General features: G+C 69.1%; 24 protein-coding genes. 4 read left to right on the forward strand and 20 right to left on the reverse strand.

What is annotated here, in order from left to right; genetic code table 11:
- Window position 1: 1 nt before the first annotated feature.
- The 10 genes from tatC to IEY79_RS27970 all read right to left on the reverse strand — a co-directional run bounded on the left by tatC (window position 2) and on the right by IEY79_RS27970 (window position 8,243).
- Complete coding sequence (gene tatC / locus IEY79_RS27925) at window positions 2–892, reverse strand: twin-arginine translocase subunit TatC (RefSeq protein WP_189110394.1); 891 nt, start codon at window positions 890–892, stop codon at window positions 2–4.
- 112 nt (window positions 893–1,004) lie between these two features.
- On the reverse strand, window positions 1,005–1,298 hold the full coding sequence (tatA, locus tag IEY79_RS27930; protein WP_189110395.1) for a Sec-independent protein translocase subunit TatA: 294 nt from the start codon (window positions 1,296–1,298) through the stop codon (window positions 1,005–1,007).
- Window positions 1,299–1,504: 206 nt separating this feature from the next.
- Complete coding sequence (locus IEY79_RS27935; RefSeq protein ID WP_189110396.1) at window positions 1,505–1,702, reverse strand: hypothetical protein; 198 nt, start codon at window positions 1,700–1,702, stop codon at window positions 1,505–1,507.
- A gap of 17 nt (window positions 1,703–1,719) precedes the next feature.
- Window positions 1,720–1,980 carry a hypothetical protein gene (locus tag IEY79_RS27940; RefSeq protein WP_373292637.1) on the reverse strand — a complete coding sequence of 87 codons (261 nt, stop codon included), beginning with the start codon at window positions 1,978–1,980 and terminating at the stop codon, window positions 1,720–1,722.
- A gap of 14 nt (window positions 1,981–1,994) precedes the next feature.
- Window positions 1,995–2,963 carry a helix-turn-helix transcriptional regulator gene (locus IEY79_RS27945; RefSeq protein WP_189110398.1) on the reverse strand — a complete coding sequence of 323 codons (969 nt, stop codon included), beginning with the start codon at window positions 2,961–2,963 and terminating at the stop codon, window positions 1,995–1,997.
- A gap of 18 nt (window positions 2,964–2,981) precedes the next feature.
- Window positions 2,982–3,938, reverse strand: coding sequence for a helix-turn-helix transcriptional regulator (locus IEY79_RS27950; RefSeq protein ID WP_189110399.1), 957 nt, complete (start codon window positions 3,936–3,938; stop codon window positions 2,982–2,984).
- 183 nt (window positions 3,939–4,121) lie between these two features.
- Entirely contained in the window at window positions 4,122–4,496 is a 375-nt protein-coding gene (locus IEY79_RS27955) for an FKBP-type peptidyl-prolyl cis-trans isomerase (protein ID WP_189110400.1), read from the reverse strand.
- A gap of 43 nt (window positions 4,497–4,539) precedes the next feature.
- Entirely contained in the window at window positions 4,540–5,475 is a 936-nt protein-coding gene (locus IEY79_RS27960) for an FKBP-type peptidyl-prolyl cis-trans isomerase (RefSeq protein WP_189110401.1), read from the reverse strand.
- A gap of 125 nt (window positions 5,476–5,600) precedes the next feature.
- Window positions 5,601–6,962 carry a Pup--protein ligase gene (gene pafA, locus IEY79_RS27965; RefSeq protein WP_189110402.1) on the reverse strand — a complete coding sequence of 454 codons (1,362 nt, stop codon included), beginning with the start codon at window positions 6,960–6,962 and terminating at the stop codon, window positions 5,601–5,603.
- Between the two features lie 9 nt (window positions 6,963–6,971).
- Window positions 6,972–8,243, reverse strand: a complete 1,272-nt coding sequence (locus IEY79_RS27970; RefSeq protein ID WP_189110403.1) for an MFS transporter — start codon at window positions 8,241–8,243, stop codon at window positions 6,972–6,974.
- Between the two features lie 139 nt (window positions 8,244–8,382).
- Here IEY79_RS27970 and IEY79_RS27975 point away from each other — a divergent pair, with 139 nt between their 5' ends.
- Window positions 8,383–9,435: a LacI family DNA-binding transcriptional regulator gene (locus IEY79_RS27975; RefSeq protein WP_189110404.1), complete on the forward strand. Its 1,053-nt coding sequence runs from the start codon at window positions 8,383–8,385 to the stop codon at window positions 9,433–9,435.
- A gap of 94 nt (window positions 9,436–9,529) precedes the next feature.
- On the opposite strand, the gene prcA is transcribed toward IEY79_RS27975, so the two are convergent.
- From prcA to arc, 5 genes are all read right to left on the reverse strand, one after another.
- Entirely contained in the window at window positions 9,530–10,303 is a 774-nt protein-coding gene (prcA, locus tag IEY79_RS27980; protein ID WP_189110405.1) for a proteasome subunit alpha, read from the reverse strand.
- A gap of 53 nt (window positions 10,304–10,356) precedes the next feature.
- Window positions 10,357–11,202 (reverse strand): proteasome subunit beta, encoded by an 846-nt coding sequence (gene prcB / locus IEY79_RS27985; protein WP_189110406.1) that lies wholly within the window; start codon window positions 11,200–11,202, stop codon window positions 10,357–10,359.
- A gap of 145 nt (window positions 11,203–11,347) precedes the next feature.
- Window positions 11,348–11,566, reverse strand: coding sequence for a ubiquitin-like protein Pup (locus IEY79_RS27990; RefSeq protein ID WP_189110407.1), 219 nt, complete (start codon window positions 11,564–11,566; stop codon window positions 11,348–11,350).
- 134 nt (window positions 11,567–11,700) lie between these two features.
- Window positions 11,701–13,212 carry a depupylase/deamidase Dop gene (dop, locus tag IEY79_RS27995; protein ID WP_189110408.1) on the reverse strand — a complete coding sequence of 504 codons (1,512 nt, stop codon included), beginning with the start codon at window positions 13,210–13,212 and terminating at the stop codon, window positions 11,701–11,703.
- A 236-nt stretch (window positions 13,213–13,448) separates the two neighbouring features.
- Window positions 13,449–15,215: a proteasome ATPase gene (gene arc / locus IEY79_RS28000; protein WP_078078160.1), complete on the reverse strand. Its 1,767-nt coding sequence runs from the start codon at window positions 15,213–15,215 to the stop codon at window positions 13,449–13,451.
- A 253-nt stretch (window positions 15,216–15,468) separates the two neighbouring features.
- Here arc and IEY79_RS28005 point away from each other — a divergent pair, with 253 nt between their 5' ends.
- The gene (locus tag IEY79_RS28005) at window positions 15,469–15,789 is read left to right on the forward strand and encodes a ferredoxin (protein ID WP_189110409.1); all 321 of its coding nucleotides are present in this window, start codon (window positions 15,469–15,471) and stop codon (window positions 15,787–15,789) included.
- A 75-nt stretch (window positions 15,790–15,864) separates the two neighbouring features.
- On the opposite strand, the gene IEY79_RS28010 is transcribed toward IEY79_RS28005, so the two are convergent.
- The 3 genes from IEY79_RS28010 to IEY79_RS28020 all read right to left on the reverse strand — a co-directional run bounded on the left by IEY79_RS28010 (window position 15,865) and on the right by IEY79_RS28020 (window position 18,918).
- Window positions 15,865–16,458, reverse strand: a complete 594-nt coding sequence (locus IEY79_RS28010) for a hypothetical protein (RefSeq protein ID WP_189110410.1) — start codon at window positions 16,456–16,458, stop codon at window positions 15,865–15,867.
- 217 nt (window positions 16,459–16,675) lie between these two features.
- Window positions 16,676–17,578 (reverse strand): tRNA (adenine-N1)-methyltransferase, encoded by a 903-nt coding sequence (locus IEY79_RS28015; protein ID WP_189110411.1) that lies wholly within the window; start codon window positions 17,576–17,578, stop codon window positions 16,676–16,678.
- A 53-nt stretch (window positions 17,579–17,631) separates the two neighbouring features.
- Window positions 17,632–18,918 (reverse strand): site-2 protease family protein, encoded by a 1,287-nt coding sequence (locus IEY79_RS28020; protein ID WP_189110412.1) that lies wholly within the window; start codon window positions 18,916–18,918, stop codon window positions 17,632–17,634.
- A 69-nt stretch (window positions 18,919–18,987) separates the two neighbouring features.
- On the opposite strand from IEY79_RS28020, the gene IEY79_RS28025 reads away from it, so the two are divergent.
- Both IEY79_RS28025 and IEY79_RS28030 read left to right on the forward strand, forming a co-directional pair.
- Window positions 18,988–19,902 carry a RecB family exonuclease gene (locus tag IEY79_RS28025; RefSeq protein ID WP_189110413.1) on the forward strand — a complete coding sequence of 305 codons (915 nt, stop codon included), beginning with the start codon at window positions 18,988–18,990 and terminating at the stop codon, window positions 19,900–19,902.
- Window positions 19,903–20,129: 227 nt separating this feature from the next.
- A complete protein-coding gene (locus IEY79_RS28030; protein WP_189110414.1) occupies window positions 20,130–20,801 on the forward strand; it encodes a response regulator in 672 nt (223 codons plus the stop codon).
- Between the two features lie 100 nt (window positions 20,802–20,901).
- Here IEY79_RS28030 and IEY79_RS28035 read toward each other — a convergent pair whose 3' ends face one another.
- Window positions 20,902–22,506, reverse strand: coding sequence for an ABC transporter substrate-binding protein (locus IEY79_RS28035; protein WP_189110415.1), 1,605 nt, complete (start codon window positions 22,504–22,506; stop codon window positions 20,902–20,904).
- Window positions 22,507–22,970: 464 nt separating this feature from the next.
- Window positions 22,971–23,672, reverse strand: a complete 702-nt coding sequence (locus tag IEY79_RS28040) for an HAD family hydrolase (RefSeq protein ID WP_189110416.1) — start codon at window positions 23,670–23,672, stop codon at window positions 22,971–22,973.
- Between the last annotated feature and the right edge of the window lie 209 nt (window positions 23,673–23,881).

Consider the following 23,881-nt stretch of genomic DNA (forward strand, 5'->3'; position numbering starts at 1 on the left):
ATCAGGTGACGTCGTCGTAACCGTTCACCCGGGCCGTACGGTTGCTGTCCTGCTCGGGCAGCGCGGCAACCGACGAGACGGGTTCGACGCTGCCGACGCTCTCCGGGGTGTGGTCAAGATCGGACGCCTCGTCGTCGTCCAGCCCGGCGTCGGGGTTGTTGCGGCGCCTGCGCCGGTCGTTCAGCAGGGAGAAGGCGACCGCTCCGAAGTAGAGGACGACGATCGGCCCGGCCAGCGCGAGCATGCCGACGGGGTCCGTGGTCGGGGTGACGACGGCGCCGAAGACGAAGACGCCCATCACGACGGCCCGCCACCATCCGGCCATCCGGCGGCCGGTCACGACACCGGTCATGTTGAGCATGACCAGGATGAGCGGCAGCTCGAAGGCGAGGCCGAAGACCAGCACCATGCGGGTGGTGAAGTCGATGACCTCTTCGAGGGAGAGGATGTTCGACGAGCCCGTCGGCGTCAGGCTGAGCAGCACCTTGAGGCTGATCGGGAGGATCACGTACGCCAGGTAGGCACCGGCCGCGAAGAGGGGCACGGCGGTCGCGACGAACCCGTATGTGTACTTCTTCTCGTTCTTGTGCAGACCGGGGGCGATGAAGGCCCAGAGCTGGTAGAGCCAGACCGGGCTGGCGCCGATGATGCCGGCCGTGAGGCTGACCCGGATCGTGGTGGTGAACGGCGCGGTGATCGTGTTGAAGGAGACGAGCGCGCAGTTGCCGCCGTCGCTGTCCTCGAAGCCGTCCTTGCACGCGGGCACGGTCTCGGCGAAGAACGTCATGATCGGCTCGCTGTAGACCGCCGCCACGATCGACACGACGATGATCGCGAGGATCCCTTTCGACAGCCGGTTGCGCAGCTCACGAAGATGCTCCACGAGCGGCATGCGCCCCTCGGGATCCTTCTCTTCTGTGCGGGCAGACTTGGGCAACCCACGTCCTCATCTCGTGCGGCAGGCCGTCACCGTGCCCGGTGCGTGCATCGGCCCAGGGGTCGGATCAGCGCTTGGTCGAGTCGGTCGGCTCGGCGACGGGGCGCGAGTTGGTGACATCGCCGGGCGCGGCCTGGATCGTCCGGGGCGCGGGCTGGTCCGGGTCGGCGGAGGCGGTCGGCGGGTCCGTGGGAGCGGTGCCGCTCTTGTTGTCGTCGGACTTCATCGCCTTCGCCTCGCTCTTGAGGATGCGCGCCGACTTGCCGAGTGAACGGGCCATGTCGGGCAGCTTCTTGGCGCCGAAGAGCAGGATGATGACGACAAGAATGAGGATGATCTCGGTGGGGCCGAGCCTACCCATAGCGATTACCTTCTTCACCGAGGCGACAGGAGTCTTGGACGACAGCCGGACAGTTGTCTGACCACCGTGCTGGCAGCGATCGTAACCCGCAGGGGTAAACGCAGGGCAATGCCTGTGCGTACTCCCTACGACGGCCCCCGCCTCCAGTCCGAGACCGCTTCGTCACCCTACCGCCCGAACTGGTGATGGAGGGAGGGTGCATTCATTTATCGGATGGCATCGCCGGTCTTCGCGAGATGGGTGGCGGCCATCTCCAGCTCCTCGGCCGCCTGGTTGATCCGCCGTGTGGTGGAGGCGACCTGGTGGCCGAGGCGCCGGGCCTCGACGAAGACACGGACCGCGAGGACGCCGAGCACGGTCAGTCCGCAGAAGCCGAGGGCGATGGCGAGCATGGGCCAGAACACGCGAGGAAGCCTTTCCCCTAGAGGGTCGAATGCAGGCGCAGGGTCCGTACGCCGGCACCCAGTAGCAGTTCGACGATGCGTTCACCGGCGGGTTTGCGCACCGCCGTCTCGCACTCGGGGCAGGTGAACGAGTAGAAGGTCGTACGGCGGCCGGCGCCGATCGCGAGCCGCAGCGCGCCGGCCGAGAGTTCGAAGCGGGCCCGGCACTCGGGGCAGGCGGCCCGGAAGAGGACCGGCACCATGGATGCCGAAGCCGAGAAACCAGCCATCACGGACATATCCCCCAAATCCCCTAGTTGTGTCGGTAGTCGCCCGCGTCGTACGCCGCCAATGCCTCGCCCGCCGCCAGCCGCGCGCTCTCCGCGAGCTCCGGCGGCGAGGTGATCCGCCCGTCCCTGCCCAGACGCAGCGCGAGCCGCCGCAGCGAGGCGGGCGCCGGCGTACGCAGCGTGATCCGCAATCCGCCGTCGGGCAGTTCCTCGGCGCTGTCGTGCGGGTAGTACTCGGCGACCCAGCGCCCGCCGGGGCCGACCTCGACCACCACCTCGGGATCCTCGGCAGCCGGCTGCACCAGCCCCTCGGACAGGTCACGCAGCTCCAGCTCCGGCGGCGCGGCAGGCTCGTCGAGCAGCCTGATCTCGGCGACCCGGTCGAGCCGGAACGTACGCCGCGCCTCGGAGAGCCGGCACCAGGCCTCCATGTACGTGTGGCCCACGGCGAACAGCCTGATCGGGTCCACCTCACGCTCGGTCAGCTCGTCCCGCGCCGGGGAGTAGTAGCGCAGCCAGAGCCGGCGCCGCTCGGAGATGGCCCGGTCCACGTCGGCGAAGACGCCGCCCTCGGACTCGAAGGTGACCGAGAGCCGGGAGCTGGCACCCGCCGCCTCACCGGCGGCGGCCTCCAGCTTGGCGGTGGCCCGCAGCAGCGCCTGCCGGTCGCTCTCCCGCAGCCCCGGCAGCGTGGCGACGGCGCGGGCGGCCACCAGCAGCGCGGTGGCCTCGTCCGCGGCGAGCCGCAGCGGCTCGGCGACGTCGTCCGGGTTGTGCCACCAGATGCGGTCGCCGTCGGTGTCGATGTCGAGGAGGTCGCCCCCGCGGAAACTCGTCCCGCACATGGGCAGCACGTCGAGGTCCGAGATGAGCTCGTCCTCGGTGATCCCGAAGGCGCGGGCGACGTCCTGGACGTGCGCGCCCGGGCGCTCGCGCAGATACGTCACCAGGGAGAGCATCCGGCGGGTCTGGTCGATGGCGTTGGCTGCCATGGTGTGTTCGAAGTCCCCTCAGGCCTTGGCCACGGCGCGCAGCCGGTCCACGACGTCGGCCCGCAGGTCCGCGGGCTCCAGCACGACCACGTCGGGGCCGAACTCCACCAGCCAGGCGTCCAGGCCGTGGCCGTACGGGATCTCCAACTCGTCCCAGCCGTCGCCCAGTTCCCGGGAGGACACCGCCCTGGCGCGCAGCGGATACCCGCTCTCGGAACGGAGCCGGATCAGGGCCGAGCGCGTGGCCGTCTCCCCGGCCCAGGTCTCGACCGTCTCGCGCACGGTGACCACGTCGGGTACGGGCGCGGTGAACTGCCCCGTCCTGGAACGGACCCGTCCGCTGATCCGGGAGAGCCGGAAGACCCGCTCCGCCCTGCGCTCCCGGTCCCAGCCGGCCAGATACCAGTGGCCCCGCCAGCACTCCAGGGTCCATGGCTCGACCTGGCGCTGCTCGGGCTTGGCGGCGTTGGCCTTGCGGTAGTCGAAGACCACGGGCCTGCGGTCGCGGCAGGCGAGCATCAGCGGCTCGAACGCGGCCTCGTGGACGGGGATGCGCGGCTCCAGGGCGCTGTGGTGCGCCTCGTACGAGTCCTCGGCCTCCGGCATGCCCGCTGCCCGCAGCTTCTGGAGCGCGCCGCTGGCGGCGCCCGCGAGCCTGGCCTGCTGCCAGACCTTGGCGGCGAGACCGAGCGCGGCGGCCTCCTCGGCGTCCAGGGTGATGGCGGGGAGCCGGTTGCTGTCCCGGCGGGCGAGATAGCCGGTCTCGCCGTCCAGATTCTCCACCGTCTCGATGACCAGACCGAGTTCGCGCAGATCATCCTTGTCCCGCTCGAACATCCGGTTGAAGGAGTCGTCGGAGCCGGCTTCCAGATATGCCTCGATGGACTCGCGCAGCTCGCGCTTGCTGAGCGGGCGCCGGGTGCCGAGCAGGCACAGCGCGAGATTCATCAACCGCTCGGCCTTGGCAATGGCCATCGACGCCCTACACCTCATCTGATAGTGCCGGATCCGCGCGTCGACCGTACCGCCCGGCGGTCCCGCGGCAAAAGCCGAGGGCCCACGCCGGACAGCATGGGCCCTCGGTGTGTCCGTATGTGATCGGACAGGTGCGTCATTCCGCCGACAACGTCGGTCGGAGACCACGACCGGACGCGTCGATCAGACGGAGACGAGATCGCAGACGAAGATCAGCGTCTCGCCCGGGGCGATGGCACCGCCGCCCGCGCCACGCTCGCCGTACGCGAGGTGCGAGGGAATCGTCAGCTGACGACGCCCGCCGACCTTCATGCCCTGGACACCCTGGTCCCAGCCGGAGATGACCTGTCCGAGACCGAGCTGGAACGACAGCGGCGTACCGCGGTTCCAGGAGGCGTCGAATTCCTCGCCGGTGGAGAAGGCCACGCCCACGTAGTGGACGGAGACGGTGTCGCCCGCCTTGGCCACGGCGCCATCGCCCTCCCAGATGTCCTTGATCTCCAGGTCGGCCGGCGGCTCGCCACCCGGGAAGTCGATCTCGGGCTTCTCGATGCTCACTGAACTGCTCCTCTAAATGATGAACGGGGCAACCGGGACAGTCTTACACCTTCGCCAGGATGTCCACGGCGAACACCAGCGTGGAGTTCTTGGGGATGCCCTGCTGCTCCTTGTCACCGAACGCCTCGGCCGGCGGGATCACGACCAGCACCCGGCTGCCGACCTTCTTGCCCACGACGCCGTCCTTCAGACCCTTGAGGGTGAGCTGCGGCAGCGGGAACGTGACGGTCTTGCCGTTCTTGTACGTGCTGTCGAAGGTCTTGGCGTCCTTCCACAGCAGCGCTTCGTAGTTCAGCACGACCGAGTCGGTGGCCTTGACGACCTCGCCCTTGCTCTCCAGCACGTAGTTGGAGACGAGTTTCTTCGGCGGGTCCGTCTTCGGGATCTTGACCGTGGGGGCCTTGCCGTCGGCGTTGACCCCGACCTTGGGCAGGTCGGCGTTGTCCTGGGGGACCTCGGTGCCCTTGGCGGTGGTCGGGACCTGGGTCGCCTTCACGATGTCGACGACGAAGACGAGGGTGGAGTTGGGCTTGATGTCGCCCTGGCCCTGTGCCCCGTAACCGAGCTCCGGCGGAATGACCAGCTCGACACGGCTGCCGACCTTCTGGCCCTCCAGGCCCTTGTCCCAGCCCTGGATGACCATTCCGGCGCCGAGCGTCAGGTCGAAGGGGGCCTTGCGGTCGTAGCTGTTGTCGAAGGGCTTGGTCGAGTCCCACGACTGGCCCAGGTAGTTGACCTGGATCGCGTCGCCCTTCTTGAGCTTCGCGCCGTCACCCTCGCTGACGACGTCGGTCTGCAGCTCCTTCGGCGGTGTTCCCTCGCCCTTCCCGAGGGTCGGCTTCTCACCGAACTTGGCACCCGCTGTGATCTCGGGAAACCCGTTCTTGGACGAGGTGGAGTCGGAGCCTCCGTCGTCACCGCACGCCGCCAGGGAAAGCAGCAGTAGGGGGATGACGACGAGGCCGGCAAGTCGGCGCACGAATTCCTCAGATCTCAGACGGAAGGTTTGGGTCCTCGACACTCTAGGGCGTGCCAAGGGCCCCGCACGAGGAACGTACGGGGCCCGAGTGGCGTTCCGGACGGCCGAATCCGGTGATCGAACTGTCACATACCGGCGATCAGCTTTTCGACGCGGTCGTCCACGGAGCGGAACGGGTCCTTGCACAGCACGGTCCGCTGCGCCTGGTCGTTGAGCTTGAGATGGACCCAGTCGACGGTGAAGTCCCGCCGCTGCTCCTGGGCCCGGCGGATGAAGTCTCCGCGCAGCCGTGCACGGGTGGTCTGCGGGGGCACGGACTTGCCCTCGAAGATCTTCATGTCGTTGCAGATCCGGGCCGCCTGGCCGCGCTTCTCCAGGAGGTAGTAGAGCCCGCGACGGCGGTGGATGTCGTGGTAGGCGAGGTCTATCTGGGCGACCCTGGGGTGGGACATGGTCATGTTGTGCTTCGCCCGGTAGCGCTCGAGGAGCTTGTACTTCATGACCCAGTCGATCTCGGTGTCGATCCGGTCCAGGTCCTCGGCCTCGATCGCGTCGAGCGTACGGCCCCAGAGCTCCAGGACCTGCTCCACGGTGCCGGTGCGGATGCCCCGGCGGTCGACGAAGTCCACGGCCTTCTCGTAGTACTCCCGCTGGACCTCGATGGCGGACGCCTCGCGCCCGCTGGCCAGGCGCACCTTGCGCTGGCCGGTGATGTCGTGGCTGACCTCGCGGATCGCCCGGATCGGGTTCTCCAGGGTGAGGTCACGCATGACCGTGCCCGCCTCGATCATGCGCAGCACGAGATCCGTGGCGCCGACCTTCAGGAGCATGGTCGTCTCGGACATGTTCGAGTCGCCGACGATGACATGCAGCCGGCGGTAGCGCTCCGCGTCGGCGTGCGGTTCGTCCCGGGTGTTGATGATCGGACGGGAGCGGGTGGTGGCGGAGCTGACACCCTCCCAGATGTGCTCGGCGCGCTGACTGACGCAGTAGACCGCGCCACGCGGGGTCTGCAGCACCTTGCCGGCGCCGCAGAGCAGCTGCCGGGTGACGAGGAACGGGATGAGGATGTCCGCGAGCCGGGAGAATTCCCCGTGGCGGGCGACGAGATAATTCTCGTGGCAGCCGTAGGAGTTTCCCGCCGAATCGGTGTTGTTCTTGAACAGATAGACGTCGCCCGCGATTCCCTCCTCGTGCAGGCGGCGTTCGGCGTCGACGAGCAGGCCTTCGAGAATGCGCTCGCCCGCCTTGTCGTGCGTGACCAGTTCGGTCACGTTGTCGCATTCGGGTGTCGCGTATTCCGGATGCGATCCCACGTCGAGGTAGAGGCGGGCGCCGTTCCGCAGGAAGACGTTGCTGCTGCGGCCCCATGACACAACACGGCGGAAGAGGTAGCGCGCCACTTCGTCAGGGGACAGCCGGCGCTGTCCCCTGAAGGTGCACGTGACGCCGTACTCGTTCTCCAGCCCGAAAATGCGGCGGTCCATGTCTGAACATTACGCCTGATGGCCTGAGCTGAAACCGTGTTGGGCCGCACCGTTGCGATCATTTTCGTAACCGGCTTCCCCAATGGGGCCGGTCCCGGCGTCGTCGAGGGGAGCCGCGAGGACCTTCCGGGTGGCCAGCAGAACCAGCAGCGCGGCTCCGCCGCCCGCCCCCGCGACGGCGAAACTCGCGGAAGTCCCGGCGAGTTCGACCGCCGGGCCGGCCACTCCCGTACCGAACGCGGCGCCGACGCCGAAGGTGGTGACGAGCCAGGAGAACGCCTCCGTGACGGTGCCGCGCGGGGCGTGCCGGTCGACGACGATGAAGGCACAGGCCAGCGCGGGCGCCAGGAAGACCCCGGAGAGGGCGGCGAGCCCGGTCATGGCCACGACGCCGGGGGTGAGCATCAGTGGGAGGTAGCCGACCGCGAGCAGGGCGGTGATCCACAGGAGCCTGCGTTCGGGGGTGCCGGTCCACTCCCTGGCTCCGTACGCGAGGCCGCCCACCAGCGCGCCGAGGCCGAGGGCGGCCATCAGCCAGCCGTACACCGACTCACGGCCCTGGTCGTCCGCGTACGCGACGCCGGCGACGGTGATGGAGCCGAGCGCCAGGCCGACGAAGAGGAAGGCGGCGAGGAGCGCGAGGAGCCCGGGTGAGCGCAGGGCGCCCAGCCAGTGGGCCTCCCGGGGCACCGAGCGCCAGGCGCGCGAGGGTTTGGAGAGCACGACCGTGAGCGCGCCGAGGACGCCTATGGCGTTGATGACCAGGAGGGCGGCGCCCGGGGACCAGAGGGCGACCAGGAGGGTGACGAAGAGAGGGCCGGCCGTGAACATCACTTCCTGCGCCACGGCGTCCATGGCGTACGCCCGGTGCACACGGTCCTCCCGGCCGAGCACGCTGGGCCACAGGGCCCGCAGACCCCCTTCGAGCGGCGGGGTGAAGAAGCCGGCGACGACCACCGCCGCGTAGGCGAGGGGCAGCGGGTCGATGCCGGTGGCGGCGAGGAAGACCATGCCGAGGGCGGAGACGAGGGCCGCGGGGAGCTGGACGCGCGGCTGGCCGACCAGGTCGACGGCGCGGCCGAGCAGCGGCTGGCCGATCGCGGTGGACAGCCCGTAGACGGCCGCCAGGACGCCCGCGAGGGTGTAGCTGCCGCCCGCGTCGCGGGTGAACAGGACGATCGCGATGTGGCCGGTGGCGCTGGGCAGCCGTCCGACGAGCGTGCCCGCGAGCAACCGTGCGGCGTGCGGTGCCCTGAGAATCTCCACGTAGCCGGTGGCCATGGCTCCCCCTTCTCTCCCCCGGTCGGCCGGGCACGGCCCGAAGTTTTACGTATAACGTGCGGAGTCATACGTACCATGTCGGGAGCCCGCGGGTCCACCGGCTTTCGGGCGGCAGCAGTCACCGCGGAGGACGACACCCATGGCAGAGCCGCCCCGTACGGACGGGTCCGGGCCCGGCACGGCCGCGAGGTCCCCGAGGCCGACCAGCAGGGACGTGGCGCGCGCCGCCGGGGTGTCGCAGGCGACGGTCTCCCTCGTGCTGGGCGACAAGTGGCCCGGCCGGGTCTCCGAGCGCACGGCCGGGCTCGTCCGCGACACGGCGCGCGAGCTGGGCTACCGGCCCAACCTCGCTGCCCGCAATCTCCGTCTCGGCCGGACCAGGACCGCGCTGCTGGTGGTGCCGGCGCTCACCCACGAGTTCTTCGCCCGGGTCTACACCGGCGCGGCGTCGGTCGCCGCCGAGCACAGCTTCGGGGTCGTCCTGTATCCGTCGCCGGAGGGCGTCGGGCCGGCCAGGGACCCGTTCGCCTCGGCGCGGGCGGCGCTGGACGGCGTGATCGCCTCGTCCATGGCCACCGAGGCGCTCGCCACGATCCGGGGCACCGATCTGCCGCTGGTGATGCTCGACAGCGACCCGGCCGGGTCCGGCGCCGCGGCGCAGGTGAATCTCGACATCGCGGACGCCATGCGCCAGGTGACCGGCCATCTGCTCGGGCTGGGCCACCGCCGGATCATCCATCTGGCCTCGGCCGTGACCTCCTGGACGTTCACCGTGCGGGCCGACACGCTGGCCGAGGCGGTACGCGGGGTGCCCGGGGCGGTCGTACGCACCGTGCGGTCGGCCCTGGAGGTGCACGCGGCGCGGGAGGCGGCCGAGCGGGCCCTCCGCGGCCCGGGGCCCAGGCCCACGGCGCTGATCTGCGACAGTGACGTGCTCGCGGCGGGCGCCGTCAAGGCCGCCCGGAAACTCGGTCTGCGGGTGCCGGACGACATCTCCGTCACCGGCTTCGACGACTCGGGTCTCGCGACGGCGCTGGAGCCGGAGCTGACCACCGTCAGGCTGCCCGCCGAGCGGGTCGGCGAGCACGGGATGTCGGCGCTGCTGGCCATCCTCGACGGACGCGAGCCCGAGAACACCGTCCTGCCGGTGTCCCTGGTGATCCGCGGCTCGACGGCGCCCCCGCCCGCCTGAGAGAGGCGGACCGGCGGCCACGCGGCAAGGTGACCGGACAGACCGGTGCCCCGGACCGCACGGGCGGTACGGAGCACCGGAGGAATCGCGTCACTCACTCGTCGGAGTCGCCGGACGCCTCCGTCTCCTCGGTGTCCGAGGGAGCGTCCGTCGGCGTGGACGCCGCGCCGTCCGCCTCCAGCAGCCGGGCGAGCTGACGCCCGACGACGCGCTTGAACTTCCGCTGCTGCGGCCTGGTGCGGTCCAGGACCGCCACCTCCAGCCGCTCGGCGGGGATCTCGCGCTCGCCCCCGTTCGTGTCACGGGACAGCGCCTGCACGGCCAGCTTCAGCACCTCGGCGAGCGTCATCCCGTCCCGGTGCTGCTGGTCCAGGAAGGTGCTGATCCCCTCGGAGTTGCCGCCGACGGCCACCGAGCCGTGCTCGTCCACGATCGATCCGTCGTGCGGCAGCCGGTAGATCTGGTCCCCGTCGGCCGTCGGGCCCACCTCGGCGACGACCAGCTCCACCTCGTACGGCTTCTCGCCGGCGCTGGAGAAGATCGTGCCGAGCGTCTGCGCGTAGACGTTGGCCAGCCCACGGGCCGTCACGTCGTCGCGGTCGTAGGTGTATCCGCGCAGATCCGCGTAGCGGACGCCGCCGATGCGCAGATTCTCGTACTCGTTGTACTTGCCGGCGGCGGCGAAACCGATCCGGTCGTAGATCTCGCTGAACTTGTGCAGCGCGCGGGACGGGTTCTCACCGACGAAGACGATGCCGTCGGCGTACTGCAGCACAACCAGACTGCGACCGCGGGCGATGCCCTTGCGGGCGTACTCCGCCCGGTCGGCCATGGCCTGCTGGGGTGAGACATAGAACGGCGTCGACACCGGCTATCCGTCCCTTCCTGTCAGTGACATGTCTTATCAGAAGAGGCCGGGCGTCAGAGCAGCTCGGCGCGCGGGCCGTCGGGCTGCTCCAGCCGGCGCTCGATGATGGAGCGGGCGACCTGGGAGGACTCCTCCTCGGTGACCCTGCGGAAACCCTCGTCACTCATGATGTTGACGAGGGGATAGATCTTGCGGGCCACGTCCGGGCCGCCGGTGGCCGAGTCGTCGTCCGCCGCGTCGTAGAGCGCCTGGATGACCAGGGTGATGGCCTGTTCCTCCGTCAGCCCCTCGCGGAAGAGCTTCTTCATCGCGCCGCGCGCGAAGAGCGAGCCCGATCCCGTGGCCGCGTACCCGTGCTCCTCGGAACGGCCGCCGGTGACGTCGTAGGAGAAGATGCGGCCCTTGCCGCGGTCGACGTCCCAGCCGACGAAGAGCGGGACGACGGCCAGGCCCTGCATGGCCATGGCGAGATTGCCGCGGATCATGGTGGAGAGCCGGTTGGCCTTGCCCTCGAACGAGAGCTGCGCGCCTTCGACCTTCTCGAAGTGCTCCAGCTCCAGCTGGAAGAGTTTGACCATCTCCACGGCGAGACCCGCCGTGCCCGCGATACCCACGGCCGAGTACTCGTCGGCCGGGAAGACCTTCTCGATGTCGCGCTGCGCGATCATGTTGCCCATGGTGGCCCGCCGGTCACCGGCGAGGATCACCCCGCCCTCGAAGGTGACGGCGACGATCGTCGTACCGTGCGGCGCCTCGATCGCGCCCTGGACGGGCGGCAGCACCCGGTTGCCGGGCAGGATCTCCGGCGAGTGGGCCGACAGGAAGTCCATGAACGAGGCCGACCCGGGCGTCAGGAAGGCAGCCGGCAGACGCCCGGTAGTACGAGGGTTGGCTTCCACGCGTTTCCTTCCGGATTGGCGGCGGCCCGCCACTGGGGGCCGGGCCGATCTTTCGAACTGTGCACGGACATTACCCGTGTCCTCGCCGCTCATCCGCCCCGGTGCGACCGGCTTTCGCCGACGGCACCGGGACGGACAACTGGCTTTACTCTCCGCCCTTTTGGACGAAGGAACGCACGAAGTCCTCGGCGTTCTCCTCCAGTACGTCGTCGATCTCGTCCAGCACGGAGTCCACGTCGTCGGACAGCTTCTCCTGGCGCTCCTTGAGGTCCTCGGACTGCTGTGCGTCCTCGGTCGTCTCCTCGACGTCCTCGGTGGAACGCGTGGCCTTCTGCTGTCCGCCGTCGGTGTCCTTGGCCGCCATATACCTCACCCCGCTCGGTTCGCCCCGCTCGATGTGACCTACAAGATCCGACCCTACAAGCAGGGTCCGACATCGGCCCCGCAGTTCGTACAACGTCCGGGGGCCACCTCCATGATTCCCGGACAGGGACCGTTTCAGCCGCCCGAGAGCACTCGAACGAGGTCTTCGGCCGTACGGCACCGGTCCAGGAGCTCTTTCACGTGGTTGCGGGTGCCCCGCAGCGGCTCCAGGGTCGGCACCCGCTGGAGCGAGTCCCGGCCGGGCAGATCGAAGATGACCGAGTCCCAGGAGGCCGCGGCCACGTCGTCCGCGTACTGCTCCAGACAGCGGCCCCGGAAGTAGGCCCTGGTGTCCTCAGGAGGCTTCGTCTCGGCCCTCTCGACGTCCGGTTCGTCCAGGAGCCGGTCCATCTTGCCGCGGGCCACCAGACGGTTGTACAGGCCCTTCTCAGGGCGTACGTCCGAGTACTGGAGATCCACCAGATGCAGCCGCGCCGCGTCCCACTCCAGGCCGTCCCGGCGGCGGTAGCCCTCCAGGATCTCCTTCTTGGTCACCCAGTCCAGTTCGCCCGACAGGCTCATCGGGTCGTTCTCCAGCCGGTTGAGCGTGTCCTCCCACCGGCCGAGGACGTCCCGGGTCTGCTCGTCGGCGTCGACGCCGTAACGCTCCTCGACGTATTTGCGCGCCAGCTCGAAGTACTCCATCTGGAGCTGTACGGCGGTGAGTGTCCGACCGCTACGGAGAGTGACCAGACGCCCCAGGGACGGGTCGTGCGAGACCTGGTGGAGCGTACGGACCGGCTGGTCCACCGCCAGGTCGACATTGATGAACCCGTCCTCGATCATGGACAGGACCAGGGAGGTCGTCCCCAGCTTGAGATAGGTGGAGATCTCCGAGAGATTCGCGTCGCCGATGATCACATGGAGCCTGCGGTACTTCTCGGCGTCCGAGTGAGGCTCGTCCCTGGTGTTGATGATGGGCCGTTTGAGGGTGGTCTCCAGCCCGACCTCGACCTCGAAGTAGTCCGCGCGCTGGCTGATCTGGAAGCCGTGCTCGTGGCCGTCCTGGCCGATGCCCACCCGGCCGGCGCCGGTGACGACCTGCCGCGAGACGAAGAACGGCGTCAGGTGGCGCACGATGTCCGAGAACGGGGTCTCCCGCTTCATCAGGTAGTTCTCGTGCGTGCCGTACGAGGCGCCCTTGTTGTCGGTGTTGTTCTTGTACAGAAGGATCGGCTGGGCGCCCGGGAGCTGCCCGGCGCGCTCCGCGGCCTCGGCCATGATGCGCTCACCGGCCTTGTCCCACAGGACGGCGTCGCGGGGGTTGGTGATCTCCGGTGAGCTGTACTCCGGGTGCGCGTGGTCGACGTACAGCCGCGCGCCGTTGGTGAGGATCACATTGGCCAGCCCGATGTCCTCGTCGGTGAGCTGGCTGGACTCGGCGGCCTCGCGGGCGAGGTCGAAGCCTCGTGCGTCCCGCAGCGGGTTCTCCTCCTCGAAGTCCCAGCGGGCGCGGCGCGCCCTGTGCATCGCCGCCGCGTAGGCATTGACGATCTGGGACGAGGTGAGCATGGCATTGGCGTTCGGTTGGCCGGGGACGGAGATGCCGTACTCCGTCTCGATGCCCATTACTCGCCGTACGGTCATGCGGCCCTCCTTGCCCGGCGGCGCTCCCCTTCGGGAACGGCGCTCAAGTACCGCTGTCTCTCCGGTGCGTGTGCGGTGCCCGTCCCCGCACTGCGCGACGCGGCGGTACCGAAGAGCCTAGAACGCCTTTGCACTGGTGGGGAGATCGTTTCCGTCATTGCCCTGGTGTGGTGAAAGGTACGGGGAAAGCAACCGGCTGCGGATGCCCGTCCGGACATCCGCAGCCGGTCTGTGCCTTACAGGTACTGCCCGGTGTTCGCCACCGTGTCGATGGAGCGTCCGGTGTCGGCGCCCTGCTTTCCGGTGACGAGGGTGCGGATGAACACGATCCGCTCGCCCTTCTTGCCGGAGATACGGGCCCAGTCGTCCGGGTTGGTGGTGTTCGGCAGGTCCTCGTTCTCCTTGAATTCGTCCACGCAGGCCTGGAGCAGATGGGCGACGCGGAGTCCTCGCTGGTTCTCGTCGAGGAAGTCCTTGATCGCCATCTTCTTGGCCCGGTCGACGATGTTCTGGATCATCGCGCCGGAGTTGAAGTCCTTGAAGTAGAGGACTTCCTTGTCGCCGTTGGCGTACGTGACCTCAAGGAAGCGGTTCTCCTCGGACTCGGTGTACATCCGCTCGACGACCGACTGGATCATGCCCTGGACCGTGGACTCGGGCGAGCCCTTGTGCTCGGACAGGTCGTCCTCGTGCAGGGGCAGCGAGGAGCGCAGGTACTTCGCGAAGATGTCCTTCGCCGCCTCCGCGTCCGGACGCTCGATCTTGATCTTCACATCGAGCCGGCCGGGCCGCAGGATCGCGGGGTCGATCATGTCCTCACGGTTGGAGGCGCCGATCACGATGACGTTCTCCAGGCCCTCCACACCGTCGATCTCGGCGAGCAGCTGCGGGACGATGGTGTTCTCCACGTCCGAGCTGACACCGGACCCGCGGGTGCGGAAGAGGGACTCCATCTCGTCGAAGAAGACGATGACGGGCGTGCCCTCGCTGGCCTTCTCACGGGCGCGCTGGAAGACCAGGCGGATGTGCCGCTCGGTCTCGCCGACGTACTTGTTGAGGAGCTCGGGGCCCTTGATGTTGAGGAAGTAGCTCTTCCCCGCGGGCCGGCCGCTGACCTCGGCGACCTTCTTGGCAAGGGAGTTGGCCACCGCCTTGGCGATGAGCGTCTTGCCGCAGCCGGGCGGACCGTAGAGCAGGATGCCCTTCGGCGGGCGCAGTTCGTGCTCCTTGAAGAGGTCCGGGTAGAGGTACGGAAGCTCGACCGCGTCGCGGATCATCTCGATCTGGCCGCCCAGACCGCCGATCTTGCTGTAGTCGACGTCCGGGACCTCTTCGAGGACGAGTTCCTCGACCTCGCTCTTGGGAACCACTTCGTAGACATAGCCGGAGCGCGGTTCGAGAAGGAGGGCGTCGCCGGCGCGGATCGTGATGTCCAGCAGCGGCTCGGCGAGCCGCACCACCCGTTCCTCGTCGGTGTGCCCGACGACCAGGGCGCGCTCGCCGTCCTCAAGGATCTCCTTGAGGGTGACGATGTCCCCGGCCCGCTCGAACTCCATGGCCTCGACCACATTGAGGGCCTCGTTGAGCATGACTTCCTGGCCGCGCCGGAGCTCTTCGAGCTCGACGCCGGGGCTGACGTTCACCCGGAGCTTGCGGCCCCCGGTGAAGATGTCCGCCGTGCCGTCCTCGTTCGCATGCAGAAAGACACCGAAGCCGGCCGGCGGCTGTGCGAGCCGGTCGACCTCTTCCTTGAGGGCCACGATCTGGTCGCGGGCCTCACGCAGCGTATTGGCGAGCCGCTCATTCTGGGCGGACACACCTGCCAGGTTCGTCTGCAGTTCGACGATCCGCTCTTCGAGAATCCTCGTATGACGCGGAGAGTCGGCGAGCTTACGTCGCAGGACGGCGATTTCCTGCTCGAGATAGGCAACCTGGCCGGCCGGGTCTTCAGACCCCCGCCCGGGCCGGATGCCGCGGTTGATGTCGTCGTCGTGGGCTGCCACGGTCCTCACCTCCTCCAAGGGGAGCTGGACGCTTCCTGACCCTACCTGGGTAGGTGGTGATTAAAACCCCTAGATCACAAAGACTGTCGGGGCGTGTCCGATCTTCACCCTTGCGCTCTCCCTCACGCCAGGGGAATACCCACCCTTCAACATCGGAAAGCGGCCGGTTGTATCGTCGAAGTGTTCAACACCCGTCCGGGCTGGCGCGACTTGCCCGAGATTGCCTCACCCCACGCAGGAAACGGCAGGAGATATGACCGTGCAGCAGCAGGTTCCGACAGACGCCGTCACCGAGGGCGCCGAGCCGCTCGAAGTCTGGATCGACCAGGACCTCTGCACGGGCGACGGGATCTGTGCCCAGTACGCGCCCGACGTCTTCGAGCTCGACATCGACGGCCTCGCATATGTGAAGAGCGCCGACGACGAACTCCTCCAGTCCCCCGGCGCCACCACGCGGGTGCCGCTGCCCATCCTCAAGGATGTCGTCGACTCGGCGAAGGAATGCCCGGGTGACTGTATTCATGTACGGCGCGTTTCGGACAGTGTCGAGGTGTACGGCCCCGACGCGGAGTGAGCCTCCCCCGGGGCTCATGATTCCGAGGTTACGCCGTCGGCGCTGCCGACGTTAAGGCCGCACGAGGTGGGCCGGTCAGACGCTCCGCGACTCGCTGCGGCCGTCCTCGCTCCGTACGAAGGCGCCGTTCTCCCACTCCCAGGACGGGCTCCGCTCCTCGTCGGGGCAGCAGCCCGGTACGTCGGGCCCCGAGTAGCCGAGCAGCCTGGCCCGGACGACGCCGTCGCGTATCTCCAGGTCCGCCACGCTCTGCCGGTCGGCCGGGTCCACCAGCGTCGCGACGATACGGGGGGCCCCGGCGTCCTTCGTCCCCGTGAGGACGTACACCCCGGTCGGCGGGGTGCCGGAGCCGGCGTCGCAGCGGGCGGCGGCCACGGTCTCCGGATTGGCGTCGCCGTCGAGGTCTCCGACGGCTTCCTTCGTGACCAGCGCTTTCGCGCCACCGCACTCCAGCGGGAAGTCCACGGCCGCGGTGTCCGGGGCGGGCAGCGGGGCGGCGTTCGGAGCGGTGCGTCCGGTGGGCTCGGAACCCGGCTGGCCGGCCGTGGCGGCATCGGGCTGGAGCAGACCGGCGAGGGCCACCACGGCGGCCATCGCGGTGGCCGTGGCGAGCCAGTGCACCGGACGCGGCTGGGTGTGCGCGAGGTCCGGGACGTCGGAGATCTGCACGCGGTGACTCCTGTGAAGGCGGTGCCGGTGGGGGTGGCGTGAATGGTGCCACACGTCACAGTGCGGCGGAACAGCGGGGTCCGTAAGGCCAACGTAAAGACGCCGCCGCCGAGTTCGCGTCGGACGGACGTGAACTCGGCGGCGGCGCTGTCGTGTTGCGCCCCTCGCGCGGTCCGGTCTGCCGGACGCGACCCGCGGTCTCGAAGGTGACGCGGGCTCAGCCTCGGGAGCCGCTGCCGCTTCCCGGGCCGTCGTAGTCCTCGCCGTACGCGCCCTTGGAGGGGCGGCGGCGGCGCAGGGGCGGCTCCACGCCGTCGGCGAGACGGCGGGCGGTGATCAGGAAGCCGGTGTGGCCGATCATGCGGTGGTCCGGGCGTACGGCGAGTCCCTCGACGTGCCAGTTGCGGACCATCGACTCCCAGGCGGCGGGCTCGTTGAACGAGCCGTGCTCCCGGATCGTCTCGACCGTGCGGGCGAGCTGGGTGGTGGTGGCGACGTACGCGCAGAGGATGCCGCCGGGCACGAGCGCCTTCGACACCGGCTCGACGCACTCCCAGGGCGCGAGCATGTCGAGGACGACCCTGTCCACCTCGGTGTCGACGAGATTGTCCTGGAGGTCGCCGACCGTGAGCTGCCAGGCCGGGTGCGGGCCGCCGAAGTAGCGCTCCACGTTCTGCCGGGCGATGTCCGCGAAGTCCTCGCGGCGCTCGTAGGAGTGCAGCATGCCCTGATCGCCGATGGCGCGCAGCAGGAAGCTGCTGAGCGAGCCCGATCCCACTCCGGCCTCGACGATGCGAGCTCCGGGGAAGATGTCGGCGAAGGCCAGGATCTGGCCCGCGTCCTTGGGGTAGACCACGGCGGCGCCGCGGGGCATGGACAGGACGTAGTCGGGGAGCAGGGGGCGCAGCGCGAGGTAGGCGACGTTTCCCGTGGTGCGGACAACACTGCCCTCGGGAGCACCGATCAGCTCGTCATGGGGGAAGGAACCCTTGTGGGTGTGGAAATTCTTCCCCGCTTCGAGCGTGAAGGTGTAGTGGCGTCCCTTGGGGTCGGTGAGCTGGACCTGGTCCCCGACCTTGAAGGGGCCGCGACGACGGGCGGCACCGGTCGGTTCGGACATGCGGTCAGACTACCTGCTCCGTTTGGGCCTTCCTCACCTGGCTTGACCCGGCTTCATTTGCTGTCGGGCCTGGCCATCGCGGCGACGAAGGCGCGTTCCACGTCGGCCGTCGACAGGACTCCGTAGATCTCTCCGCTCTCCTCGACGACCAGGTACTCGGTGGCGGGGTTGGCCCTGAGACGGTCGAGGAGCGCCTCTCCGGCGAGTTCGGCGGGGACCTTCATCCCGTCGGTGAGGTCCTGGGCGAGGCCGCTCACGGCGACCCAGGGGCGGCGGTGGGTCGGGACGCCGACGATGGCCGCCTCGCGGACGAGTGCGGTCGGTTCGCCCTGGCCGTCGACGACGACCAGCGCGCGGGCTCCGGCCTCGTTGGCACGGCGCAGCGCCTCGGAGAGCGGGGTGGCCGACTCGACGGGGACGGCGCGCCGGGTGAGGGCGCGGGCCCGCAGGTCGGGCAGGTGTTCGCGCAGGCGGGCCATCCGCAGGCTGTTGCCGGCGCCGGTCCAGATGATCGCGGCGAGGATGGCCGCGAGGAGCGCGTCGGTGACGGTCTCGACGCCCCCGACGTCCTTCGTGGAGTTGCCGAGCGCACCGGTGTGGGTGAGCAGCGGCAGGCCGATCAGCACGGCGACCGCGAGTGCCCTGCCGACCCAGGCGGCGGCGACGGTGCCCGCCATGGGCTTGCCGGTGATCTTCCAGACGACGGCCCGCAGCATCCGGCCGCCGTCGAGCGGCAGACCGGGCAGCAGATTGAAGGCGGCGACGATGAGGTTGGAGATCATCAGGCCGGCGAGCAGGACACCGGGCACGGTGCCGGGCTCCACGGCCATCATCGTGAGGTAGAAGAAGCCCGCGAGGACCAGTGAGAGCAGGGGGCCGACGAAGGCCAGCATGAATTCGCGGCCGGGCGTCTCCGACTCCTTCTCGATCTCGGAGACGCCGCCGAAGAACTGGAGCTGGATACGGCGGACGGGGAGTTTGTAGCGCAGCGCGACGACCGTGTGGGCCAGTTCGTGGACCAGTACGGAGGCGTAGAAGGCGACGGCGAAGAAGAGCGCGACGAGATAGCGGACACCGCCGAGCTCGGGCAGCACCCGGTCGAGCTGGCCGCCGAAGACCCAGGTGATGAGGGCTGCCACCAGGAACCAGCTGGGGGCGACGTACACGGGCACGCCGAAGGGACGGCCCATCAGGATCCCGCCGCCGGGGTCTTCGGGCCGCTTCCGCTTGCCGCCGGGGGGCGCGTCCTCAGGACCGGACCGCGGCCTCCTGCTCTCGCCGCTCTCGTCGTCCTTTTTCACGTCGTCCCTTCGTTGCGGCACCGTCGCTCGCTCGATCATGCTGTTCGCGAGGGTCTTGCGTCGATGGTATTCCGCTCGCTGTCAGTGGCGGGCCGTAGGGTCTGCGTCATGAGTACGAGTCAGCAGCCCACTTCGCTGTCGCCGTCGCGTGCGAGCGACTTCATGCAGTGCCCCCTGCTGTACCGGTTCCGGGTGATCGACAAGCTGCCGGAGAAGCCGAGTGAGGCGGCGACCCGGGGGACGCTGGTGCACGCGGTGCTGGAGAGGCTGTTCGACGACCCCGCTGTCGAGCGTACGGCTCCGCGGGCGAGGTCGATGGTTCCCGGGCAGTGGGACCGGCTGCTGGAGTCGAGACCGGAGCTGGGCGAGCTGTTCGCCGGGGACGAGGGGGGCGAGCGGCTGACGGGCTGGCTCTCGGAGGCCGAGCGGCTGGTCGAGCGGTGGTTCTCGCTGGAGGATCCGACGCGGCTGGAGCCGGCCGAGCGCGAGCTGTTCGTGGAGACGGAGCTGGAGTCTGGGCTGCGGCTGCGCGGGGTGATCGACCGGGTCGATGTGGCGCCGTCGGGCGAGGTGCGCATCGTCGACTACAAGACGGGGAAGGCGCCGCGGCCGGAGTACTCGGAGGGCGCGCTGTTCCAGATGAAGTTCTACGCGCTGGTGATCTGGCGGCTCAAGCGGGTGGTGCCGCGCCGGCTCCAGCTGGTCTATCTGGGCAGCGGCGACGTGCTGACGTACGACCCGGTCGAGGCCGACCTGGAGCGCGTGGAGCGCAAGCTCCTGGCGCTCTGGGAGGCGATCAGGCAGGCCACGGAGACGGGCGACTGGCGGCCGCGGCCGACGAAGCTGTGCGGCTGGTGCGACCACCGGTCGGTGTGCCCGGAGTTCGGGGGCACCCCGCCGGTGTATCCGCTGACGGTGCCGCCGCAGGGCGCCGGCCCGCTGCCCGCTCCCGAGGCGGCCGGCGCTCCCGAGGGGCTTCCCGCTCCCGGATCGGCCGCTCCCGGGCCGGCCCAGGGGGTCTAGGCGGTGTCTTGTCGATCAGGCCGGAGCAGGGGGCGCCCGCCGCGGTAGCGGCTGGTGTCTCGTCGGCGCGTGCGACCGACGACAACGCGGCGGGCGGGCGTGCCAGGGACCGCGAGTCCGGCAGGATCGGCGAGAGCCCCCCAGAGCCGGCGGCGTGTGCCCGCTGGGGTCGCGGCCGGGCGCTCAGGGCAGAATGGACCGGGATCAGTCCCACCGAAGGAGATCCCGTGGCCATCCGCGTCCTACTGGTCGACGACCAGCCACTCCTGCGCACCGGCTTCCGGATGATCCTGGAGGCCGAGCAGGACATCGCCGTCGTCGGCGAGGCCGGGGACGGCCTCCAGGCGATCGACCAGGTCCGGGCGCTCCAGCCCGATGTCGTACTGATGGACATCCGGATGCCGCGGATGGACGGCGTCGAGGCGACCCGTCAGATCACCGGTCCCGGAAAGGACGGCCCGGCGAAGGTGCTGGTGCTGACCACCTTCGACCTGGACGAGTACGTGGTGGAGGCGCTGCGCGCCGGGGCCAGCGGCTTTCTGCTCAAGGACGCGCCCGCCAACGAGTTGGTGCAGGCGATCCGGGTGGTGGCCGCCGGTGAGGCGATGCTGGCGCCGAGCATCACCCGCAGGCTGCTCGACAAGTACGCGGACCATCTGCCGTCCGGCGAGGAGCAGGTGCCGGACACCCTGCACACGCTGACCGAGCGCGAGGTGGAGGTCCTCAAGCTGGTGGCACGCGGGCTGTCCAACGCGGAGATCGCCGCGGACCTCTTCGTGAGCGAGACGACGGTCAAGACGCATGTGGGTCATGTGCTCACGAAGCTGAGCCTGCGCGACCGCGTCCAGGCGGCCGTGTACGCGTACGAGAGCGGTCTGGTCCGTCCCGGCGCCCAGTAGGCCGGCGGCCCGCGAGGACGTACGGGAGAGGTACGAGAACGAGAGGTCCCCGGCATCGGTGCGATGCCGGGGACCTCTCGTATGACGGCTGTCGGGCCGGTCAGACCGCGCTGCCGGTGCCCAGCTCCCAGAGCAGCAGTTCGCCCGAGGGGTTGAGGGCCCACTCGACACCGGAGATGTCGTCGGCGGCGGCGACGTACTGCTTGCCCTGCCAGAGCGGCAGCACCGGTACGTCCTCGGCCACGATGTCCTGCATCTCGGAGAAGGCACTGGCCGCGGCGCTGCGCTCGGCCTCGCTGCGCGACTGCGGGATCAGTTCCTTGATCACCTTCGGGTTCGCGTACGGCGCGTTGAGGAAGTTGTCCTCGTCGAGGAAGGGCGCGATGTAGTTGTCCGGGTCCGGGAAGTCGGGGAACCAGCCCATGCCGTAGACGGTGTACTCACCGCGCGTCTGGGCGGGGCGGAACTTGGACCACACGGCGCCCTTGGTGTCGACCTGGAAGAGTCCGCTGGAGTTGAGCTGCTCCTTGAGCATCTCGAACTCCTTGGCGGTGGCCTCGCCGTAGTGGTCGGTGGTGTAGTGCATGGTGAACTTCACCGGCGTCTCCACACCGGCGTCTTCGAGGAACTTCGCGGCCTCGGCCCGGTTCGGCTCCCCGTACTTGTTGAAGAACGAGTTGGTGTGGGCCGTGATGGTCGCCGGGATGAGCGAGTAGAGCGGCTCGGCCGTGGCGCCGTACACCTCGGAGGCGATCTGGCCGCGGTCCACGAGGGAGGCGACGGCCTGGCGTACGGCCTTCTCCTTGCCCACCGGCTCGTCGGTGTCGAAGGCGAGGTAGCGGATCTCCAGACCCGGCATCTCGGTGAGCTCGACGCTGTCCTTGGGCTTCGCGGTCATCTCCTCGATCTGACCGGGCGCCATGGTGCGGGCCATCACGTCGATCTCACCGGAGTCCAGGGCCTTGCCCATGGCCGCGGCGTCGGGGTAGGAGCGCAGTTCGACCTTGCTGTTGCGGAGCTTGAGGTCGCCCTTGTACGAGTCGTTCTTGGTGAAGACCGCCTTGACGATCTTGCCGTCCTTCACCTCGGCGTCGAACTTGTACGGGCCCGAGCCGTTCACGCCGAAGCCGTCGCGGAGCGTCTTGCCCTCGTACGACTCGGGGTCGACGATGCCGGCGACGGGCGTCGAGAGCTTGTACGGGAACGTCGCGTCGGGGGTCTTGAGGTGGAAGATGACCTCGGTGTCGCTGGGTGTCTCGATCGTGTCGATGTTCTTGAGCAGGCCCACCGCGCCGGCCTCGGAGTTGATGTCGATGACACGCTCGATGGAGAACTTCACGTCCTCCGAGGTGATGTCGGCGCCGCCGGCGAACTTCAGCCCGTCGCGCAGCTCGCAGCGGTAGCTCTCGTTCTGGTTGTCCGAGAACCGGCAGCTCGACGCGGCCTCGGGAACCGGGGCGCCGCCGCCGCGCGGGACGTGCATCAGCGTCTGGAGGGACTGGCGCAGGATGTTCCAGGAGCCAGTGTCGTACGCGAACGCCGGGTCCAGGGGCGCCGGGGACTCCTCGGTGGCGGTGAACTGGTCGGTGGTGCCCACGACTATGGCTTCACCGTCACCGGACGAGCCGTCCGAGCCGCCGCAGGCGACGAGCACCGGGGCGAGCAGACCGGCCACAACCGGCAGCACGAGACTCTTGCGCATCATCCTGGACGTACTCCCTCATCCGAACACCTTGCGATACAACGGTGGTTGAGAATTTCGCGACGTGATTGACCGTCGGATCACACCATTGAGGCGGCGAACGTGTGGCGAAGTTCTCGCGATGAGGTTAGTCGGCGGGTGTGGACGTCCTGAACCGGGCCCACTTCGGGCGTAATCGCAAAGTGATCAGAGATTGCCGTGAAGCGGTATCAGGACGCCAGAATCATTCACACATCACTCCATAAAACCGGACACATGGGCGCCCGTAACGGCACGGTGAACGGGCAGACCAGGGGTGCTGAACGGGCAGACCCACCCCGGGCGGGGACACGGCGAGTGACCAACATCACTCAGACGCCCGCCAGGGCTTCATGATCACGCCCACGGTGATCGACAAGCGTGTCCGAAATTACGAACACAAAGCCCCCGATTATCGATAGTTTCAGGGGCCACGGTCTGTATCGGTATCAGTGTTGATGCGTAATCAGACCGCGCAGAAATACCAGATCGACCTGTTCGAGAGACTCCACGATCACCCGTCCCGCGGCGGCCGCGATGGGCGCGACGGAGGGCACCGCGACCACCCGGCAGCCCGCCGCCTCGGCCGACGCCACACCGGTCGCCGTGTCCTCGATGACGGCGCATCTGGAAGGGGCGGCGCTCAGCCCGCGCGCGGCGAGCAGATACGGGTCGGGGTGCGGCTTGGTGTTCAGCACCTCGTCACCGGCCACGGTGAGCGAGAAGTGGTGGCGTCCCACGGACTCCAGCACCCGGTCAATGATGCGCCGGTGGGACGCGGAGACCAGGGCCGTGGGGACGCCGTGCCGGGCCAGCTCCGCGAGGAGCCTGGCGGCTCCGGGCATCAGCGGCACATCGGTGCCGATGCGCTCCTCGAAGCGGTCGTTGAGCAGCACGGTCAGCTCGGCGAGCGTGATGTCGGCGCCGGTGGCCTCGATGAGATAGCCGGCGCTCCTGGTCATCGGACCGCCGACGACGACGTCCCGCCAGGCGTCGTCCAGGGGGTGGCCGAGGTCCTTGAAGACCGCGACCTCCGTGTCCCACCAGAAGCCCTCGGTGTCGACCAGGGTGCCGTCCATGTCGAGAAGAACGGCCTGAAGGGCGGACCCTTCGGCCGTGCGGGTCATGGACGCGGGAACCGTACTGGTCATCCGGCACACCTCCGAGAGGGACGAGAAGGCCGGTCGCCTTTCCTGACGGGATTCCCGTCGGGTCCGGCAACCGGCCTGCACTGGACCGACCAGTGTACGGCTCGTCCTCGCGAAGCGCGCGGTCAGCGGCTTGTCGCGCCCTGTGGCGCGGTGGACGCGCGATCCGCGCGCCCCTGGACGGCGGCCTCGGTCACCGCCTCGGCCATGAC

Origin of the sequence: Streptomyces camponoticapitis (assembly GCF_014646115.1) — a bacterium.
In the GTDB taxonomy this organism is placed as follows: domain Bacteria; phylum Actinomycetota; class Actinomycetes; order Streptomycetales; family Streptomycetaceae; genus Streptomyces; species Streptomyces camponoticapitis.